The 20,499-nt window shown below is 58.9% G+C and carries 11 protein-coding genes and 1 tRNA gene; 7 read left to right on the top strand and 5 right to left on the bottom strand.

The window, feature by feature from the left end; translation table 11 throughout:
* The first annotated feature begins 175 nt into the window (after positions 1 to 175).
* From GT347_RS01780 to GT347_RS01770, 3 genes are all read left to right on the top strand, one after another.
* Entirely contained in the window at positions 176 to 691 is a 516-nt protein-coding gene (locus GT347_RS01780) for a DUF4142 domain-containing protein (protein ID WP_160550348.1), read from the top strand.
* Positions 692 to 788: 97 nt separating this feature from the next.
* Positions 789 to 1,055 (top strand): hypothetical protein, encoded by a 267-nt coding sequence (locus tag GT347_RS01775; protein WP_160550347.1) that lies wholly within the window; start codon positions 789 to 791, stop codon positions 1,053 to 1,055.
* Positions 1,052 to 1,459, top strand: coding sequence for a DoxX family protein (locus GT347_RS01770; protein ID WP_160550346.1), 408 nt, complete (start codon positions 1,052 to 1,054; stop codon positions 1,457 to 1,459). Before GT347_RS01775 ends, GT347_RS01770 begins: the two co-directional genes overlap by 4 nt.
* Positions 1,460 to 1,640: 181 nt before the next feature.
* On the opposite strand, the gene GT347_RS01765 is transcribed toward GT347_RS01770, so the two are convergent.
* The 3 genes from GT347_RS01765 to GT347_RS01755 form a co-directional block, all read right to left on the bottom strand.
* Positions 1,641 to 1,730, bottom strand: a tRNA-Ser gene (locus tag GT347_RS01765).
* A gap of 46 nt (positions 1,731 to 1,776) precedes the next feature.
* Positions 1,777 to 2,691, bottom strand: coding sequence for an SPFH domain-containing protein (locus GT347_RS01760; protein ID WP_160550345.1), 915 nt, complete (start codon positions 2,689 to 2,691; stop codon positions 1,777 to 1,779).
* Positions 2,692 to 2,734: 43 nt separating this feature from the next.
* Positions 2,735 to 3,178, bottom strand: a complete 444-nt coding sequence (locus GT347_RS01755) for an NfeD family protein (protein WP_160550344.1) — start codon at positions 3,176 to 3,178, stop codon at positions 2,735 to 2,737.
* A gap of 182 nt (positions 3,179 to 3,360) precedes the next feature.
* Here GT347_RS01755 and GT347_RS01750 point away from each other — a divergent pair, with 182 nt between their 5' ends.
* The 4 genes from GT347_RS01750 to GT347_RS01735 all read left to right on the top strand — a co-directional run bounded on the left by GT347_RS01750 (position 3,361) and on the right by GT347_RS01735 (position 18,753).
* Entirely contained in the window at positions 3,361 to 5,919 is a 2,559-nt protein-coding gene (locus GT347_RS01750; protein ID WP_229722605.1) for an arginine/lysine/ornithine decarboxylase, read from the top strand.
* A gap of 5 nt (positions 5,920 to 5,924) precedes the next feature.
* Positions 5,925 to 9,644 carry a Tc toxin subunit A gene (locus GT347_RS01745; RefSeq protein WP_160550343.1) on the top strand — a complete coding sequence of 1,240 codons (3,720 nt, stop codon included), beginning with the start codon at positions 5,925 to 5,927 and terminating at the stop codon, positions 9,642 to 9,644.
* A 166-nt stretch (positions 9,645 to 9,810) separates the two neighbouring features.
* Positions 9,811 to 14,313 carry a Tc toxin subunit A-related protein gene (locus GT347_RS01740; RefSeq protein ID WP_160550342.1) on the top strand — a complete coding sequence of 1,501 codons (4,503 nt, stop codon included), beginning with the start codon at positions 9,811 to 9,813 and terminating at the stop codon, positions 14,311 to 14,313.
* 39 nt (positions 14,314 to 14,352) lie between these two features.
* A complete protein-coding gene (locus GT347_RS01735; RefSeq protein WP_160550341.1) occupies positions 14,353 to 18,753 on the top strand; it encodes a SpvB/TcaC N-terminal domain-containing protein in 4,401 nt (1,466 codons plus the stop codon).
* Positions 18,754 to 18,780: 27 nt separating this feature from the next.
* Here the strand turns inward: GT347_RS01735 and GT347_RS01730 are convergent, their stop codons facing one another.
* Together GT347_RS01730 and fabI are read right to left on the bottom strand one after the other, a co-directional pair.
* Positions 18,781 to 19,623, bottom strand: coding sequence for a DNA ligase (locus GT347_RS01730; RefSeq protein WP_160555175.1), 843 nt, complete (start codon positions 19,621 to 19,623; stop codon positions 18,781 to 18,783).
* A gap of 44 nt (positions 19,624 to 19,667) precedes the next feature.
* Positions 19,668 to 20,459, bottom strand: a complete 792-nt coding sequence (gene fabI / locus GT347_RS01725; protein ID WP_160550340.1) for an enoyl-ACP reductase FabI — start codon at positions 20,457 to 20,459, stop codon at positions 19,668 to 19,670.
* Positions 20,460 to 20,499: the final 40 nt, after the last annotated feature.

The raw sequence follows: 20,499 nt of genomic DNA, 5'->3' as shown, positions 1-20,499 counted from the left end.
AAGTCGTCATTGAATGGCTTCGCTCGGCCAGGAAGCTGTGGCCCGATCCGACATCCAGAGCGGCCGGGCACACCGCGCTGACGCTTTGGCTCCGCTCTCCTCCTACGCCAGCGCGATCCAAAGTCTGCGAGCCTCTTTGCCAGGCCCGAAAGGGGCCGTATTGGAGAACCCTCACATGAAGACTTTTCGCCTCGCCCTCATCCCCGCACTTGCAATCGGCCTCGCAGGCATGGCCCACGCAGACGGTGCTTTCAACCTCACCGACAAGAAGTTGGCCACAGACATCGCAAACGGTGGTGTGTATGAAGTCCAGGCAGCCCAGGTAGCCGCCAAGCGGGCGCAAAAAGGCAGCGTCAGGTCCTATGCGGAAATGCTGGTCAACGACCACAAAAAGGCCAACGCCGAGTTTGAAAAGCTCGCGGCCAGCAAGTCCATGGATCTGCCGCGGGAATTGCCGCATGAGCAGCGCGGACGCGTCCAGGGCCTGGAGCGTCACGATGCTGCAGGCTTCGACCAGGACTTCCTGCAAAAAGTCGGGCTCGATGACCATGCCAAGGACATCGAGCTGTTCGAGAAGACCGCCGAAACGGCTACCGATCCGGAGTTGAAGGCATTCGCAAAGACAACGCTGCCGACGCTCAAGCACCACCGGGCCGAGGCTGAGAAGCTGATGGCAACCGTGAAGAAGTAATAACGTGAGTTGAACGCTGCTCGCCCTGCGTGAGCGGCCTTTTGCTGCGGGCGAATTTCCTACACCTGCCCATCAATCGGCGGCGCATTCTTGGAACATGAACAAACTCAACGCACTCAACCCCGGGGCTTCTTCCACTGCGCAAGCCATTCGCAACGCTGAAGCCGGCCGCAGCACCACTGGTGAACCCGATGGCTCGCAGGCCTACGAAAACTCCACGCCCGGCACCATCGGCAACGTGCCTGGCGAACATAAGACACCACCGGGGGCGCGCGTCACCGCTTCGATGATGGGGACGTCCAAAACAAAGGAAGAGGCGGGTGTGCCGCAGGTCAAGAAGCCTGACGCAGACAAGCCGACATGAGACCACCACTGCCGCTTGGCAAAAAGCTTGGCTTGGCAAGCGTCTTTCTGTGGTTCTTCATCGGCGGAATCGCTCACTTCATGTTCGCGGATGCCGAGGCGCGCATCGTGCCCGAGTGGATTCCATGGCCGGAAACCGTGGTCTTCGTGAGCGGCATCTTGGAACTGCTGGGTGCTGCAGGCCTTCTATTTTGCCGCACCCGAAGCGCGGCTGGCTGGGGTCTGATCCTGCTGACGGTAGCAGTGACGCCAGCGAACATCTTCATGCTTCAACATGCAGCGGATTTTCCGAACGTGCCGCTTTGGGCCTTGGTGGCGCGCTTGCCGCTGCAGGTCGGTTTGGCGTGGCTGATCTATTGGAGTGCCGCGCAATCTCGGCGTCGTCGTAGCGGAGCGGCCGCGTAGAGCGTTGCTGGGCCACGTGCATCTGAATGAGCCAATGTGCTCGCGCTAAGAAGCCGCGCCCAAGCAACTCCCCACCACGGCCTCCTCGCGCGCTTCCAGGCGCTCCGCCCAAAGAAAAAGCCCCGGTGCTTGTGGCACAAGGGCTTTTTGGCATGTTCGCGGATGAGTACGAACAACAAGTTGGCGGAGCAGGCGGGATTCGAACCCGCGGAGGGTTTTACCCCTCACACGCTTTCCAGGCGTGCGACTTAAACCGCTCATCCACCGCTCCGAGCCCACGATTCTAGCATGCGATTTTCGCGTTTCCGGACGGCAATTCAGCCCTTTTTGACGGTGCTCACCAATTCCATCGCCGATGCGATCAGCCCGGACACCTCACCCATGCCATGCGGCACCACCAGGGTGGTGCGCGATTGCGCCGCCACCTGCGCGAAGGCATCCACCGCGCGCTCGGCCACCTTCAGCTGCACCGCCTGCTCGCCGCCGGGCTGGCGGATGGCGGCGGCAATGCGTTCGATGGCCTGCGCCGTCGCCTCGGCCACGGCGGTGATCGAGCCGGCCTCGCCCTGGGCCTTGTTGATGATCGATTGCTTCTCGCCCTCCGAGCGGGCGATGTAGGCCTCGCGCTCGCCGGTGGCGATGTTGATCTGCTCCTGGCGCCGGCCCTCCGAAGCCGCGATCAGCGCGCGCTTCTCCCGCTCGGCGGTGATCTGCGACTGCATGGCCAGCAGGATCTCCTTGGGCGGCGTCAGGTCCTTGATCTCGTAGCGCAGCACCTTCACGCCCCAGTTCAGCGCTGCCTCGTCGATGGCCGCCACCACCTGGGCGTTGATGATGTCGCGCTCCTCGAAGGTCTTGTCCAGCTCCAGCTTGCCGATCACGCTGCGCAGCGAGGTCTGCGCCAGCTGGGTCACCGCCATCAGGTAGTTGGACGAGCCATAGCTCGCCCGCATCGGATCGGTCACCTGCAGGTAGAGGATGCCGTCCACCTGCAGCTGGGTGTTGTCCCTGGTGATGCAGATCTGGCTGGGCACATCCATCGGGATCTCCTTCAGGCTGTGCTTGTAGGCGATCTTGTCGATGAAGGGCAGGATGAAGTTCAGGCCCGGCGTCATGGTGTCGAGGTACTTGCCCAGGCGCTCGCGCACCCAGGCGTTCTGCTGCGGCACGATGCGGATCGACTGGCTGACGAACACGGCCGCGAGGACCAGGAGGACGATGGCGATTTCCATACGGATATCTTTCTTGCGTGTGGAAGAGGGGAGGGGGAAGACTTCAGCCGGCGGCGGCCGGGCTGACGACGAAGCTGCTGCCGACCACGGCGACGATGCGCCAGCTGCCGGGCGCATGCGGTGCGGCCGCGCCGTCTTCGGCCACGACGGTCCAGCGGGCGCCGCGGTGCATCACCGAGGCGGTGCCCTCGGCCGACCATGCCTCCACATGCACCGTCTGGCCGATGTCCAGGTTGAGGTCGGGACTGGCCTGCGCCGCCAGCGCCGCGCGCCGCTGCGGCGCCCGGATGCGCCACCACAGCAGCACCAGCACCGCACCGACCGCGGCCGCGACCACTGTTTGTGCCGTGACACTCAGGCCGGCGTAGCTGGCCAGCGCCGCCGCCACGAAACCCGCGCCGATCAGCAGCAGATAGACCGTGCCCGTCAGCAGCTCCGAGATGATCGCCAGCGCCGCCAGCAACCACCAGAAGGTCGAAAAAGCCATGATGTGTATTGCCTCCTTGTCGGCCGGCATGCCGGCCGCGAACGGACCATTCTGGGGGTAAAGCGCGCCTTGTCACCAGGGTGCCTCCGCGATTACTTACACTCGCGCGTCTTTTCGTCGATTGGCCGGCGCCAGCCCGTCCTTTTACCGTCCCCACCGCCCCGACTTTCCGGAGCCGCCCCATGAAATTCCGCTTCCCCATCGTCATCATCGACGAGGACTTCCGCTCTGAAAATACCTCGGGCCTGGGTATCCGGGCCCTGGCGCAGGCCATCGAGACCGAGGGCTTCGAAGTGCTGGGCGCCACCAGCTACGGCGACCTGTCGCAGTTCGCCCAGCAGCAAAGCCGCGCCAGCGCCTTCATCCTGTCGATCGACGACGAGGAGTTCACCCCCGGCCCCGACCTCGATCCCGCCGTGCTCAACCTGCGCACCTTCATCGCCGAGGTGCGACGCAAGAACTCCGAGGTGCCGATCTACATCTACGGCGAAACCAAGACCTCGCGCCACATCCCCAACGACATCCTGCGCGAGCTGCACGGCTTCATCCACATGTTCGAGGACACGCCGGAGTTCGTGGCCCGCCACATCATCCGCGAGGCCAAGAGCTACCTCGAAGGCGTGCAGCCGCCGTTCTTCAAGGCCCTGCTCGATTACGCCGAAGACGGCTCCTACAGCTGGCACTGCCCGGGCCACTCCGGCGGCGTGGCCTTCCTGAAGAGCCCGGTCGGCCAGATGTTCCACCAGTTCTTCGGCGAGAACATGCTGCGCGCCGACGTCTGCAACGCGGTGGAAGAACTCGGCCAGCTGCTCGACCACACCGGCCCGGTGGCCGAGAGCGAACGCAACGCCGCGCGCATCTTCAATGCCGACCACTGCTTCTTCGTCACCAACGGCACCAGCACCAGCAACAAGATGGTGTGGCACCACACGGTGGCCCCGGGCGACGTGGTGGTGGTCGACCGCAACTGCCACAAGTCCAACCTGCACGCCATCATCATGACGGGCGCCATCCCCGTCTTCCTGAAGCCCACGCGCAACCACTTCGGCATCATCGGCCCGATCCCGCGCTCGGAATTCGACATCGAGACCATCAAGGCCAAGATCCGCGCCAACCCGCTGCTCCAGCATGTGGACGCCGACACGGTCAAGCCGCGCATCCTGACCCTGACCCAGTCCACCTACGACGGCGTGGTCTACAACACCGAGACCATCAAGAAGGCGCTGGACGGCTACGTCGACACCCTGCACTTCGACGAAGCCTGGCTGCCGCACGCCGCCTTCCACCCCTTCTACGGCCCCTACCACGCGATGGGCAAGAAGCGCGCGCGGCCGACCGAGTCGCTGGTGTTCTCCACCCAGTCCACCCACAAGCTGCTGGCCGGCATCAGCCAGGCCAGCCATGTGCTGGTGCAGGACTCCACCAACCGCAAGCTCGACAGGCATCTCTTCAACGAAGCCTTCCTGATGCACACCTCCACCAGCCCGCAGTACGCCATCATCGCCAGCTGCGACGTGGCCGCGGCCATGATGGAGCCGCCCGGCGGCACCGCGCTGGTGGAAGAAAGCATCCTGGAGGCGCTGGACTTCCGCCGCGCCATGCGCCAGGTCGAGGCCGAGTTCGGCGACAACGACTGGTGGTTCAAGGTCTGGGGCCCCGAGAAGCTGGCCGACGAAGGCATAGGCCGGGCCGACGACTGGATCATCAAGGGCGAGGAGCGCGACGCCAAATGGCACGGCTTCGGCACCCTGGCCGACGGCTTCAACATGCTCGACCCGATCAAGGCGACCATCGTCACCCCGGGCCTGGACATGGACGGCAAGTTCGCCGAGACCGGCATCCCCGCCAGCATCGTCACCAAGTTCCTGGCCGAGCACGGCGTGATTGTGGAGAAGACCGGGCTCTACAGCTTCTTCATCATGTTCACCATCGGCATCACCAAGGGCCGCTGGAACACCCTGCTGACCGCGCTGCAGCAGTTCAAGGACGACTACGAGAAGAACCAGCCGATGTGGCGCATCCTTCCCGAGTTCTGCCAGGAGCACAAACGCTACGAACGCATGGGCCTGCGCGACCTGTGCCAGCACGTGCACCAGCTCTACGCCGAATACGACATCGCACGCCTGACCACCGAGATGTACCTGTCGGACCTCACGCCCGCCATGAAGCCCAGCGATGCCTACTCCTACATCGCCCACCGCCGCACCGAGCGCGTGCCGATCGACGATCTCGAAGGCCGCATCACCACCAGCCTGGTCACGCCGTATCCGCCGGGCATCCCGCTGCTGATCCCGGGCGAGGTCTTCAACAAGAAGATCGTGGACTACCTGAAGTTCGCCCGCGAGTTCAATGCCAAGTGCCCGGGCTTCGAGACCGACATCCACGGCCTGGTGGAACTCGAAGGCGAGGACGGCAAGGTGCGCTACTACGCCGACTGCGTGGCCCTGGCCAACATGCCGGCGCAAAAGCAGCCGCTGGCCACCGAGGAGAACCTGGTGCAGGTCGGCAGCGACGGCCCTTCGGCCGCACCATGTAACCGGGCCTGCGCCCACTCATCCGGACATGCGCGCCAGGCGCAGGCGCAATGTCCGTGTCGCTCATCGCTTAGTCCGAGGGAACTTGCCATCTGCACGGATGGCAGGCCCATCGGCCGCCCATATGCCACGACACTGGCATGCGGCTTTCCTGGCCATCGCCAGGTAATTCAAAAACTTCGCCTGCGGTACCGAGACTGCAGATAACCCACTTGTTGCCATCCACTCACGATGCGCAGCCAGCAAGCCTCGTAAAAATCCGGCTCATTCCCTCTGGCCTTGAAATTCAAGCCGGCTTTTTTCCCGTTCCCCGCCCGAACCAGGAGATTGTGATGCCCACTGCAGCGTTGACCGAGATACTCGTTGGCGTCAATGACGCCGAGCGTGTCAAGGAGATTCTTTCCGCGGGGGGCATAGGCGGTGTCATGGATATCGTGAAAATGGGCCGGGGTGGATTAATCCAGCTGCTAGGCCTGGATCTGATGTTTCAGGCCGAAGAAATCTACGGCCGCGCGGAAAGCGTGGCGAATCAGATTGTTCACCTCTACCGCGCCGAGCAACCGGCGACTCTGGTGACTTCGCGAGCATTGATACCCAAGGATCAAAGTCCCAACTGGGAAAACCAGTTTCGGGAAAATTGGGCGCAATACTGCAAGCCCGGTAGCCTCGAAGACAAGCGTGGACCGGTCGCTTACCTGGTCGCGTTGCACGACGAAGTGTTGATGCTCGAAAAAACCAAGGGGGCCGCAGCGATTCCCCTTGCCACGCGCCGGCCGGACATTTCCAAACTAATTCTGAACGAAGCCAACGCCTATCAGGAAATATCGACGCTGGATCTGGTCAATGAAGTGCTGGAAGCATCCATCGCTGGCACGACCGGCGACCAGAACGTCGATGATGTTCTGGCAACGACCCGGTTTCCAATGAATCTGCCATATGACCGGTGGATGGCGCAGGTCGATCGCATCCTATCTTTTTATAAGACCGACCTCGGTCGGTTAATTCAACAGAGCGATCTGCAGTATCCGTATTTTCTATCCCTCAACTCGGGCAGCACCGCGGAACAGGCCCGATTGGCTGCTGCTCATCTGGGAGGAGTCTTGCAGGAGATCGTGCAGGAAGCTGTTCCCAAAGAGGGGCCTGAACAAGTCGAATACCTTGTAAGCGGCTTGGGATTTGATCCCGACCAGGAATTTGTGGATGCGTGGCAACTGAAATCTACTGGCAAGACATTATTTCTCGAAAAAACCGGAGTGTCCGGCGACGATTGGGCGTTCTTGAGGATGTGGAAAATAAATCACAAGATTTTCAAAACACGTGTACAGGACATTCCCTGCCGTTTCGAACTCTTTCCGGGGGATGATGGCGCTCTTCGGTCTGGAATAACTCAGGATGCAGTGTTCGAACACAGTGTTCTAGATATGGAGATGTCCGCCGATTTTGGCAACTCTGATACACCCTATAAACTGCATATGAGCGTGAAACTCTCCCGTGCCCCGTTTTCTTCCAATGAGGACTACAACTTGGCGAGTTTTCGCGTTTTTGACAGCAAGGATATCAGGTTTAACAGTGGCCTGTGGTCGCAGAATTTTGACACACTCTACGATTTCACAATACTTCTGACACCAGAACAAGCGCAAAAAATAACGCTCAAGATCGCTTATGGAAAGCGTGGTATTTCGTGGTGGGGCAAGGTCGATATCAGTTTTTCGCTCTTGGCTATCCTGGAGAACGACCACGAAGAGTTTGCTGATGTGGTCGCACTTAATAAAATAATGCGCTTGCGTCGGGCTGTGGACAGCTCATACTGGGAAATTGATTGGTTTGTGCAGTGCGCCGAGGGCCACTACACCTACTTATCCCAAGGGAAAAAGCCGGCGCCGACCAAGGCGACTGTGCGTGCGTTAGGTTTATATAAGCAATGGAGCCGTGATTACGGCGTTTCCATCGAGCTGTGTAGTGCGTTGATAGGGTGCATCTGTCCATTTTCGTACGACAAACGGGGCTCTGCGTTGGGACGTATTCTTGATTTGAATCTCGGGCAGAAAAGAGATTTCGTGCTGGATGATTCAATCTTCGATTGCTCGAAGCCTGAGGATCCCGCTGTTCAAAAGTTGTGTCTTGCCTTGAAAATCCATTCGGGCGAGCTGGCTGCAATCAATATTTTTCTCTCAGAATATATAGAGCCGGAACAATTCAAGCTGAATTTGGCGGTCGCCAGTGCCTTGTATCGCATGGTCAGCTTGCCCCGCATCTTTGGATTTTCCTTGCCGGAGGGCGTTGCGATCCTGCGACTACTGCTGTCCGTGGCCGACAGTGAGCCTTCCAGGCGACTCGGCATCGATTGCTTGTGGAATGCGGTCGCTTATCGCCCGGACGGCCCCATTGACACCGTTGCATTTCTTCAGGCATACGAGCATCTGGCCCTATGGCTGAAGGCGCAAAATATCGACCCCATCGAATTGGCCGGCGCCTTGGATTTGTTGGAGACCGGTGAAAATCCGCCGGCCAACGCCGAGATCGAAGTCCTACGCAAGGATCTCGACGAAGTGCTGGCCAACATTCTCGGCAATCGTGGGTCGCGCCTTGACCCGATATCGGCCAAACTCAAAGATATCGATGCGCACTGGACATATATTTCCGGTCCTGCGCTTTCCGCCGCAGGCAGCGAGAATTACGTACTCGACATCGCTTCATTCGATGTGCAGTTGATCACGGACCACGCCGCGGAAAAGCCATACAAACTCTTCATCAACTGCAACAGCCCCAAGCCAAAAATAGGCGGCTTTCCGGCGTGCGACTCCATTTGCATTCGAATTGTTGATTTGGCAGCATCATCTTTGGAAAATGGGGAATTTACATATCTGGCTTTGAGCGACGGCGGAAATTTTGGCCAGGATCTTGGCATCAAGGTTGATTTGACCGACCAGCAAGCCAGAAACGTGGCAGTTTTTTTCTCATACTCTGTGAAAAGCCTGCGACACGTCGCGCGCTACATCGTGGAATTTTCACTTAAAGAGATGGAAAAAAAGGCATTCGAACAATGCATTGCAGCGCAGGCAGAGTTGTTGGTGCTGGCACCGCTCAATCGCTTTCTGGGCGTAGAGGAGGCAAATGTCGTTCCATCACTATTGCGTTGGACTTCCATAGCAGCCAAATCGATTTTGCTGCATGCCACTGGAGCCGAGTTCCAAGAGCAGGTTGAACGTCTGAGGCGTGCTGCGCGGATTACCAAGCTGCTGCAAATCGACGAGATAAATCTGGCAATTTCGGTAGAACACCCTGAATACCTTTCCGCCGATATTTCTACTTCGCCCGGATTGAGTCTCGCAAGCTTCTACCACATGCACACATTCATGTTGCTGCAGCGCATGTATTCGAAAACAGGTCGAGAGGCTCTAGCCACTTATCTTGCGCAAGCTTCAGCCAGCGAATCCTCGTCCGACGTCTGCTTGCAAAGCTTGGCGCAACTCGTGAACTGGGACGTCGAAAGTGTGCGTCATGCCACGGCTCATCTGGAGCGGGCGTGCCTTGGAACTGTACAGGAGCTTGCTTGGCTGCACCGCGTGAGGACTATCTGCACTCGTTACCGGGTAAGCATACTGGATCTCCTGCGCCTTGTTAAATCCGGCGCGAATGAGCAAAACGGGCGGAAATACCGAACGATAGTCGATATTCTGCCCCCTGGCCGCTTCGAGGGGCCGGCGACGCCATTCATTAAACTGTCTGCCACATATGCACCCGGGAAGCTGCTATTGCATGCCACTGCAAACTATAAGAAAGCAGATGGGCAGGAAAGCACTGTCTACGGTATATGGGCTGCTGGACGGCCGGTGGCGAAGAAAACCGAACCCATGGATGGAAGCGTGGATCTGCGCGGAGAGTTTGAAGTTGCGGTTCCCCCGGCGCAGGTTTACGAATTTCTTATTTGATTTGATTCAACGCTTACCAAGGATGGTGCTTCATATTTCAACGTGCGGCTGATTCCCCACACGGACGACGCCATCGAATTGTTTGCCAAAGCTTTAATGGCAAATATGAACGATGGCACCTCGGACACCGAATAACCAGGCGTTTCTTAACACGTGGAGCGATGTGATGAATAATCCAAACATACTGGCCGAACTTGCGACTGAAAGAAGAAACGCGTTGGTGGCCTACTATTTAGAAAAAGTCGTCACGACCATTCCAGCCATCAAAGGTGTAGTTACCACCGAGAATGACCTCTACCAGTATCTTTGGCTCGACAACCAGGTTGGGCATCAGGTCAGGACCACACGCGTAGCGGAAGCCATATCGAGCCTTCAACAATACATCAATGGAATACGGCGTCACATTGAGCCTGGCTATGGAAGCGCCGTGCAGGATGGCGAGGAATGGGAGCGTGACCGTGCCAGTTACGCACGCTGGTCCGCCAACCAGCAGTTGCGTGATTTCCCGGAAATCTATATCGAACCGCCTTTTCGCCTCGGCAAGACTTTTGTCTTCCAGGAATTGGAAACGACGCTGAACCAGGGGAAGATCAATCAGGATTCGGCTCAGGCGGCGGTTTTGGCATATTTAAACAGCTTCGAGGAGATAGCCAATCTCGAATGGGTTTCGGGCTACCAGGCAGGCCTCAGCCAGGATCGGGATCTATGTTTTTTTGTCGGACGAACGCGCGCAAAGCCGTATCAATACTACTGGCGTTCGTTTGACCTGCGCAATCGGAACAAGGCTAATGTTCCATATCCCACAGCCTGGAGTGAATGGAAAAAGATCAAGCTGCCGCTTTCGGAATTCACGCTTGAAGATACCGTGCGACCGGTGTTCATGAACAACCGCCTGTACATGGCGTGGGTGGATGTGAGGAAAAAACCGGTCAAAGCAGAGGAGCCGCATGGTCCGCAATTACATACTACGCAAATTTATATCGCTCCAAAAAAATTTGACGACAATTGGGGAAGTCCGCACTTGCTGCGTGAAATTGAGGCAAAAACCGCCGCCGAAAATATCAGCATCGACCGCCTCATAGCGACTGTTGATGCAGCGGTTGCTGGAACTGAAAATAACGCGCGCCTCGTTTTGCTTGCATTCAACCAGGCATCCAGGGAAAACAGCCGGTACGTTCTGTCGGTGTGTAATCTATTCTTGACCCCACAATCTGTTGCAAGCCAAGAGACGTATGTCAAAACATTGATCAAGGCATTCGAGGATAAAAGCGCAGTCCAGCATCCATATGCCGGAAGTCGATATTTTGTTAAAGAGCTACGCAGCCTCGGTGCGCCATCGGCAAACTGGAGCGGACCGGCGCTGAGTTCTATTAAACTAACAGCGAGCTATGATGAGCTTGCTAATAAAGTCCGTTTTGGCGCAATTGGCAGTTATGCACCGCAAAATCCAATCGACATCGGAGTGATTGCGCTGACGCAAGCAGGCGTCGTGGGTTTCGATCTCGTTTTTGAACTGCGATCAACCGTCAGCGAGAAAAATATAAGTGTTATTGGCACGGTTCGGGTGGAAAAATACGACAAGCAGGCGTTGCTTGTTTCCAGCGAAACGCGTATGGCATTGAAAATATCTGCGGGTGACCGTGATGTCGATTGGCACACTACCGCGCCTCTGACATCGCCGATCGATGAGACCGTGGAATTTCTCCAAGGAAGATCGTCGCTCGATGTCAGATTCGACATGCCTTTCACGGAAATGCTTGATATAAAAATTGCCGTGCGGCTTAATAAAGTACGAATCCGTGGGCGTGATGGAATGCCAGACGTTACGCTGATTGGGGGAAAAAAACTTTCTTTGCCGCACCATGATTTTGGAATTTGGACGGCCCCCAATGGTGCTCCGTTGGCTGTAGCGAAGATGGCGCCTAACGGCGCGCAAAAAGCATCCTATGAGTTCGCGCCCAATCTGCAGAATCAACTGGCATATGAGTTTATTGTGGGATTCTCTCGGGAAAGCGGTTTGGGTGCGCTACGCTTCCAGCTTGTGTTCGATTCTTCGAATCGGCTGCTCCCGTTTCTAATAAAGTATTTGGCTTCAACGGATGCGCAATACCTCGATGTCGATACACTAAAATCGGTTCACGGCTTTTCCTATAGGTCGATTCGGTTGAATACGCTTTTTGGAAAGGAGCTCATCGCCAGGGCGCATGTGTCAATCGATTACTTGTTGAACTGGGAAACGCAACGACTGCCAGAGCCGCTAATTCCGGAACCGCCAGTCGCTGCTGCGAGCGGCGTGATGGATTTTTACGGCGCCAACGGGCTTTATTTTTGGGAACTGTTTTTTCACTTGGCATTCATGGTGGCATGGCGCATGAATCAGGAGTTGCGCTTCGAAGAGGCAGCATCGTGGCTGCACTATATTTTCAATCCATATGACTCTGCGGCGGATATGCGCCGTGACAACCGCAGCGAACGTTATTGGTTCGTTCGTCCCTTGGCGCAAGCGCTTAGCGAAGGGGGCGCGAAGGAGACTTCACCCTATCAAAACCCAGCCGATCCGGACGCGATCGCAATGGCCAAACCGATCCATTACCGGAAAGCGGTTTTTCTGGCTTACATCAAGAATATGCGAGACCGCGGTAACGCAGCATATCGTGAATTGACCCGTGATGGCCTTTCCTCGGCAAAGCTGTGGTATGTCGCGGCGCTGGATCTGTTGGGCCCAAGGCCGGACGTCAACTTTACTTCGAACTGGCCATCGCCTGACCTTAAAGGGGCATCCGACACGCTGCTGAAGGAATTGGGCGCATTGGAGGCGCGTTTCGGTGAAGGCTTGAAGGTCCTGCCGATGGGGAACGATGCGTTGCTGGGAAGCGCGCCCGACGGCTTGTTTCGCAAGGCGCTGAATACGCAGTTGCAGGAATATTGGGACGGGCTCGACGGCGATTTATACAATCTGCGCCACGGTTTCACCATCGATGGCAAACCCTTGTCATTATCACCTTTCGCCACTCCCATGGACCCCCGGGAGGTTCTGCTGGAGCAGGGGCGCGGTGGAAATGCAGGCCCGGGTGCGAGCGTCGCTTTGGCGATGGCGGCGATTCCGCCTTATCGTTTTCAGGTGATGCTGTCGAAGGCGCATCAGGCCGTGGACGTGCTTACCCAGTACGGCAGCCAGCTGCAGAATATCCTGGAACGTAAAGATCTGGCGCACCGTGAAGAACTGACGATACGGCAGCAGCAGGAGATTTTTCAATTCACCCTGGATCTTGAGCAGCAGCACATCACGATGGCCGAAATAAGCCTGGAAGGGATGAAAATCAGCAGGCGCGCCATCGAGGATAGGCGCCACCATTACCATCGACTCTACGATGAGTATATTTCCAGTTCCGAGATGGAGGCGCTCGATTTGCGTCTGGAGGCAGGCATCTGGAATGTCACTTCGTCGATTTCCTATATTGCCGCCGGCATTCTGAGCGCATTGCCCAATACGTTTGGCCTGGCCAACGGCGGTGGCGATTTCGGTGCGCCGGTACGTGCGCTCGGCGGTGCGCTGCAGATTGCCGGCGATATCAACAACATGAACGCCCTGCGAGTGGAAACGATAGAGACTTACCGTCGACGGCGCCAGGAATGGGGTTTGCAGATCCGGCAGGCGGACTGGGATCTCGACCAGCTGGCCAAACAAATCGAGCAGCAGGAAAAACAGGTGCTGGCCAATCGCACGCAACTGTCGTCGCTACATCGGCAGAAGCAGCAGATGCAGGAAACTCTCGATTTCCTGTCCACCCGTTTCAGCGGGGCCAGCCTGTACCAATGGTTGCTGAGCCGGATATCAGCCCTCTACTACCAGGCGCATGATGCCGTCGTGTCCGTATGCCTGGCGACCGAGGCGGCATGGCAGGTGGAAATGGGAGACTTCACCAGCCGCTTCATTCAGGGCGGCGCTTGGGAGGACCGCTACAAGGGGCTCCTGGCGGGAGAGCACCTGAAGTTTTCGCTGTTGCGCATGGATCATGCCTATGTCATGGGACGGGAGCGGCGGCTGGAGATCGTCAAGACGATTTCGGTGAAAAATCTATTGGGCACCGCGCCCATTGCCGGAGATGCCAGGAAGCAATCGCCTTGGGATAAAGCGCTGGCACAACTCAGGAGTACCGGGAAAGTAGATTTTTCCTTTGCCGAGTTATTGTATGACCGCGACTATCCGGGGCATTATCTTCGGCAGATTGCCGCCGTCACGGTTTCATTGCCGGCGGTGGTGGCGCCTTACCAGGATGTGCGGGCGGTCCTGACGCAAACGGACAGCCATTTGTTGACCAAGGCCGATCAAGCCGGTGTTGCGTACCTGCTGAATCCCTTGAAAGCTGGAGCCGACCCCGGTGACCACGTCAAGCGGCAGATACGCGCAAGCCAGCAGATCGCGCTGTCGACCGGCATGGACGACTCCGGGATGTTCGTCCTGAATTTCAATGATGAGCGTTATCTGCCGTTTGAAGGCACGGGCGCGGTGTCGAGCTGGCAACTTGAATTTCCCAATCCCCAATCGCAGGATCAGCAGCGAATTCTGGAAAGTTTGACGGACGTGATCGTGCGTGTGCACTACACGGCGAAGCAGGGCGGGGCCGATTTTTCGAACAAGGTCCAGGCACTCGTCAAGGCCTTGTGAGGTTTTTTCGATCGTCATATTTTCTGGGACGCTTGGATCATGGCTAATGAGACGGTCACGGTGCCTGAATTGAGTTTTCCCAAAGGGGGCGGCGCCATCAAGGGGATGGGAGAATCCTTGACAGGAGGCGGACAAAGCGGGGTGGCGGGCCTCAACATTCCCTTGCCGCTCAGTGAAGGGCGCGGTTTTGCACCGGCTTTAAGTCTTGACTATTCCAGCAGTGCTGGCAACGGGCCTTTCGGCGTCGGTTTCGAGCTGAGTTTGCCTGCCATCCGTCGGCGGGTGAGCAAAGGCGTTCCTGCTTATGACGATTCGGACGAATTCCTGGGGCCGGGCGGCGATATCCTGGTCCCGGTGCGTGATGGCGATATTATCGTCAAACGGCGTCGCACTTTAAATGCCAGGTCTTATTCGGTGGTCGCTTATCGTCCAGGCACTGAAAGTTCGTTCGGTCGCCTGGAGCATTGGCTGGAGGAGGGCGCGCTCTCGAATAGCTTTTGGCTGTGGTTCGGCCCTGATGCCTCTGTTCAACTGTTTGGAAATGGACTTGCATCCCGGCACACCGGCACGATCGAAGCCGTCGATGTCCAGGGAAAGGTCTTGAGTTGGCTGTTGGCCGAAAGTGTTTCCGTCACGGGTGAACATGTTTTCTATCAATACAAATCAGAAAATAGCCAGGGCGTGAGTCTGGCGTCACCCGTGGAAAAGTCCAGAGACCATGCAACGCAGCGCTATTTGAAGCGTGTGCTTTATTGCAATCAAAGTGCGTCCAAAGACCTGTATTTGCTTGCGGGTGACAACAGTGCACTTGAGGCCGCGCTTTGGCATATGGAATTGATCTTCGACTACGGCGAACACCAGCCGCGGCCCGGTGACAAGCCAGCGTACGAGGAGTCGGGAATCTGGCCGGTCCGGCAGGACTCTTTTTCCGACTTCGCGGCGGGTTTTGAGGTGCGCACTCATCGTCTTTGCCGCGGCGTCTTGATGTTCCACTGTTTTCCGGATGAACTCGGGCCTTTGCCGGTGCTGGTCAGGCAGTTGATACTGGAATATGACGAAAGTCCTTATCTGAGCCAGCTGCGAGGCGCGAGCCTGGTCGCTTATGGACCTGACCCGGCTTCGGCATCTCAGGAAGATGTACCCATTTTTACGCCGCCTATCGATCTTGAGTTTTCCGGCTTCGATTTGACCGACGTCCGCTTTGAACCTTATGCCGCGCTGCAGGGCATCGACAGCGCTGCACCGTTTCAGCTGGTGGATGTGGGTGGCGAGGGATTGCCGGGCGTCTTGTATCGCGATGGGAGCAGTTATCTTTACCGAGCCCCTTGCAGGCACGAGAGTTCGACCGATCCGGATGCTGTCGCTTATGGTCCATGGCAGCCCCTCCCCGAACTGCCATCCGGTGGCCTTGCTGAACGTGGGCATCGCGCCTTGGTGGATGTCACCGGCACCGGGCATCTGGACTGGGTGATCAGCTTGCCCGGCCATGCAGGCTTCTTTTCACTGGGCTCGGATGGGACATGGCAGCAATTCACGCCGTTCTCCGCATTTCCCACGGAATTCCTGGCGATGGCAGCCCAGCTGGTGGATATCAGCAGCAATGGGTTTCCTGATCTGGCGCTGATAGGTCCGCACAGCGTGCGGATTTATGCCAACCGTCGCGAAGCGGGTTTTGCGGCACCGGTGGATGTGGCTCACGGCCCCGATGCCTTGCCCTTGTTCGATGCGGCACGAACGGAACTGGTGGCGTTTTCCGATGTATTGGGCAGCGGGCAGTCTCATCTGGTTCGGGTCCGTGCCGACAGGCTGGAATGTTGGCCCAATCTGGGCCGCGGACGCTTCGGTTCGCCGATGACGCTGGCTGTTTTGCCATTCGACGCCGTCAGCTTCGATCCGCAGCGGGTTCATCTGGCCGATCTCGACGGCACCGGCGCCAATGACTTGCTGTATGTCGAAAGCGACCGCTTGTTGATTTTCAGGAATCGGTGTGGCAATGGATTCGACGATCCCGTCGAAGTGCGGTTTCCCGATGAAATGCGTTATGACCGTTTCTGCCGCGTTCAATTCGCGGACCTGTTCGGCATGGGTTGTGCGACCATGATTTTCACCTGCCCGCATATGCAGGTACGGCATTGGGCATGCCGGTTCAGCCGGAACGGCAAGCCTTATCTGCTGACGCGCATGAGCAATAACCTGGGCATGAGCGCTCAGCTTGATTATCGAAGTTCCGCCCAGGAATGGCTGGATGAAAAGCGCGAGGGGGCCGGGGCCTGTTTTCTCCCTTTTCCCGTGCAGGTCGTTTCCCGGCAACTGACGTTCGATGAGGTGAATCGGCAAACTTTGACTCAATGTTTCCGGTACCGCAAGGGATTCCACGACTTGCAGGAGCGGGAATACCGTGGTTTCGGACTGGTAATTCATCGGGATAACGAATCCTCCAGCCAGCCGCTCGAAGACGAGGCGGACCCATTCATTGCCACCCTCGAAACCCGCACCTGGTACCGCGTCGGCGCGGATTTTGATGAAAGCCGGCTGGGATTCAATCGTAGCGATGCGAGGATGTGGGAATTGGGCCCGCTTCGGATGGTCGATGAGCGTGATCGTTTGCTGGATGCTGATCAATCTCCTGTCCTGTGGAAACATGCCAGGCGGTCGCTGCGCGCAAGAATACGGCGCCAGGAATCGTACAGTCTCGATGCAGGCTCGCTGTCCGAATTTCCTTATCGCGTCAGTGAATACCGTTATCAAGTCCGGGTGATCCATTCGGGCGAAAGTCCGGTGGTGCTGCCCTTGCCCCTGGAAGAGATCCATTGGGTCTACGAGCGAAACCCTGCCGATCCCATGTGCACCCATCAAGTGGTGCTGGAATCGGATCGTTATGGCTTTGCCGTGTGCACCGCAAACATCCATTACCCCCGCCGCGCCGGTCCTTCCTCGCCGGCGGAATACAACGACTCCCAGCAACATGTGCTGTGGATCCATCGAACGGAAGAAAAATGGATCCACCTGGATCAGGAGGCGGATGCGCTGCGGCTGGGCTTGCCTTGCGAGCAGAAAAAATATGCACGCGATTGGCCGCAGGCACGTGCTTTCTCGGGCCTGTTGAGCTTCGAAGTGCTGGCCGGTGCCGATGGCCCCTGGAAGGACGGCTTCGGAGAGTTGGGCAGCTGGCTTCGGTATTTTTATTCCAAGGACGGCGTCGCGCTTGCGTCGGGGCAAGCCACTGCCGAGGGGCTGCTCAGCCATTGCCACGAGGCGGAAATCACACCCGAGGCCTTGTCGGAATATTGCCGGGATTTCATTTCGGGGGAGGAGGCCTCAGCCCTTATGGAGCAAGGGCGGTATCTGCTGGAAGACGGGCTGTATTGGCGGCCCGGCCCGCGCAGCCACTACCTGCCGCTGAATGGGTTTTATCGCCTCTGCAAGCAGGTGGATTCTTGGGGTGAGACGCGGATCGACTACGACCAGGCCAGGCTGTTCGCGGTCGAGGTCACCGATGCCTTGGGCCAGGCTCAGCGGGCTGAACACGATTACCGCGTGCTGCGGCCCTGGCGGCTGGTGGACCCCAATGGAAATATCCAGGAGATTTCCCTCGATGCCTTGGGGCGGCCTCGGGTGTCTTCCTTTCATGGCACGGAGGAGGGGCGCTCCGTCGGTTTCGATCCGGTGCAAAGCCATGTCACTTCGCCTGATTCATGCGATGACGCCATCGACCGCCCGGCCCAGGCGATTGGACGGATGGCTGCTGCTTATTTCCATGAGCCGTGGAGCTGGATGGGGCGGATGTCCGCAGATTTTTTAAGGCAGCACGGCTTGAAGAATTCAGAGGAACTGCTGAAGACGCTGAAGTCTCTGGGCCTGCTGGATAGCGAAGCGCACGTGCGGAGCCTGCACTGGACGGAGCAGCGACTGAGCCGATTCACCGACGGCGAGCAACAGGGCCTGAAGCAGGCGTTGGCGGCGGTGCGCAGGGCGCCGGTTCACAGCGTCACCTTGCTGCATGACCGTTATCCGGACGACCCCAAACGGCAGATTCGCTGCACGCTGCTGAGATGCGATGGTTTCGGCCGCGATTTGCAAAGCAAGCAGCGGGTGGAGCCGGGGCCCTGTTATCAGGTCGACGAGCAGGGGGCGTTCATGGTCGAGGACGGCCGCTTGCCCGAAGCCGAGAGCCAGGAGCGCTGGCTGGTCTCCGGCCGGGTGGAATACAGCTGGAAGGCTTTGCCGGTCAGGGTGTACCGGCCGTATTTCGTCAACACGCGGGCTTACGTCGATGACGCGGCGTTCAGGCAGCACGCCCCTCACGACTCGATGTTCTACGACGGCATGGGGCGTGTGGTCCGCACCTTGAACGCCGCGGGTGATGAGACACGCACCCGCTACGGCGTCTGGTTCGACATCCACGAGGATGAAAACGATGTCTGGGCTTCCAGGCAGTGAGCCGGCCTGCAGGACGGCGGCGCTCGCCTAGTCCAGGTCGGGCCGTTCGCGCACAAAGGTGGCGAAGCGCGGCAGGCCGGCGTCGGTGTGGCCGCGGAACCGATAGCTGATCCAGTGCCCGATCACCGGCGGCTGCCGCCGCAGGGCATCGTTGAGGCCGGAGCCGATGCGCAGGCGCTGCCCTTCGCGTGTCTCCACCAGCAGTGTGCCGGTCAGGCCGGCGTACTTGCCGCGGCCGGGCGCATAGCCGACCACCTTCGCATCGGCGTCTTCGAAGGGTTTGACCTTGACCAGGTCGTCGCTGCGGCCGGCGGCGTAGACCGAGCTGCCCCGGTGCAGCACCAGGCCTTCGCCGCCGCTTTCCACGACGGTCTGCAGCATCTCCATCAGCGCCGCATGGGTGGCGACACGCGATTGCGCCACCGGCCGCGCCCAGGGTGAGTCCAGCTTGGACAGCAGGCCGTTGAGCACCGCCAGCCGCTCGGTGAAGATGCCGGGCTCGGCCGGCAGGTCGAAGACCATGAAACGCATGCCGCGCCAGGCCTCGTCGCCGGCTGCCTGCTGGCGGGTGATGGAGACGGCTTTCTGGAACTGGCCGCGGCCGGCCCAGAGTTCGCCGTCCATGGGCACGGTGGGCCAGCCGGCGATGAACCAGGCGGGGGCGAAGACTTCCTCGCCGCCGCGGGTCCAGAGCTTTTTTCCGTCCCAGTAGCCGCGGTTGCCGTCGAGCTTCTCGCTGACCCAGTAGTCGGCCAGGCCCATGCCGGGCCGGTAGACATTGGCCAGCATCAGCGGCGGCGGGTTGCCGGCAACGGCGGGCCAGGCGGCCAGCAGGCCCAGGCCCAGGGCCAGCCAGGCGCGGCGCCGCATCGGCGGCGAGGACGGCACGATGGGAAAACCTGTGCGCAAGCTGCTCAGGCCGCCGGTTCGGCCATGCCGCCGACGGTATTGCTGAAGCCGCCGTCCACATAGGTGATCTCGGCGCTCACGCCCGCGGCCAGGTCGCTCAGCAGGAAGGCGGCCACATTGCCCACGTCCTCGATGGTGACGTTGCGGCGGATCGGCGCGGTCTCGGCCACCACCGACAGGATCTTGCCGAAGCCCTTGATGCCGCTGGCGGCCAGGGTCTTGATCGGGCCGGCGCTGATGCCGTTGACCCGCATGCCCTTGGGGCCGAGCGATTCGGCCAGATAACGCACCGAGGCTTCCAGCGATGCCTTGGCCAGGCCCATGGTGTTGTAGTTGGGGACGGTGCGCACCGAGCCCAGGTAGGTCAGGGTGAGCAGCGCGGCCTTCTCGTTGAGATAGGGTAGGGCGGCCTTGGCCATGGCGGGGAAGCTGTAGGCGCTGATGTCGTGGGCGATCTTGAAGCCCTCGCGCGAGAGGCCTTCGAGGAAGTCGCCGGCAATCGCCTCGCGCGGCGCGTAGCCGATGCTGTGCACGAAGCCGTCGAACTTCGGCCAGGTGGCGGAGAGGTCGGTGAAGAGCTTCTCGATCTGCGTGTCGTCGCCCACGTCGCAGTCGAAGATCAGCTTGGAGCCGAAGTCGGCCGCGAACTCGGTGATGCGGCCCTTGAAACGCTCGCCGACATAGCTGAAGGCCAGCTCGGCGCCTTGTTCATGGCAGGCCTTGGCGATGCCGTAGGCGATGGAACGGTTGCTCAGCACGCCCGTGATCAGCAGCTTCTTGCCAGCGAGAAAACCCATTTTTCTAATCTCCGAAAACGCTTGAAAAATCCCGCAGAAT

Origin of the sequence: Xylophilus rhododendri, from assembly GCF_009906855.1 — a bacterium.
GTDB lineage: Bacteria > Pseudomonadota > Gammaproteobacteria > Burkholderiales > Burkholderiaceae_C > Xylophilus > Xylophilus rhododendri.
This window is presented reverse-complemented; position numbering and strand designations above follow the sequence as displayed.

What these genes read in the sequence shown, in the direction of transcription:
- GT347_RS01780 (WP_160550348.1), top strand. Translation starts at nt 176, where the DNA reads ATGAAGACTTTTCGCCTCGCCCTCATCCCCGCACTTGCAATCGGCCTC.
- GT347_RS01775 (WP_160550347.1), top strand. Translation starts at nt 789, where the DNA reads ATGAACAAACTCAACGCACTCAACCCCGGGGCTTCTTCCACTGCGCAA.
- GT347_RS01770 (WP_160550346.1), top strand. Translation starts at nt 1,052, where the DNA reads ATGAGACCACCACTGCCGCTTGGCAAAAAGCTTGGCTTGGCAAGCGTC.
- GT347_RS01760 (WP_160550345.1), bottom strand. Translation starts at nt 2,691, where the DNA reads ATGGAAATCGCCATCGTCCTCCTGGTCCTCGCGGCCGTGTTCGTCAGC.
- GT347_RS01755 (WP_160550344.1), bottom strand. Translation starts at nt 3,178, where the DNA reads ATGGCTTTTTCGACCTTCTGGTGGTTGCTGGCGGCGCTGGCGATCATC.
- GT347_RS01750 (WP_229722605.1), top strand. Translation starts at nt 3,361, where the DNA reads ATGAAATTCCGCTTCCCCATCGTCATCATCGACGAGGACTTCCGCTCT.
- GT347_RS01740 (WP_160550342.1), top strand. Translation starts at nt 9,811, where the DNA reads ATGAATAATCCAAACATACTGGCCGAACTTGCGACTGAAAGAAGAAAC.
- GT347_RS01735 (WP_160550341.1), top strand. Translation starts at nt 14,353, where the DNA reads ATGGCTAATGAGACGGTCACGGTGCCTGAATTGAGTTTTCCCAAAGGG.
- GT347_RS01730 (WP_160555175.1), bottom strand. Translation starts at nt 19,623, where the DNA reads ATGCGGCGCCGCGCCTGGCTGGCCCTGGGCCTGGGCCTGCTGGCCGCC.
- fabI (WP_160550340.1), bottom strand. Translation starts at nt 20,459, where the DNA reads ATGGGTTTTCTCGCTGGCAAGAAGCTGCTGATCACGGGCGTGCTGAGC.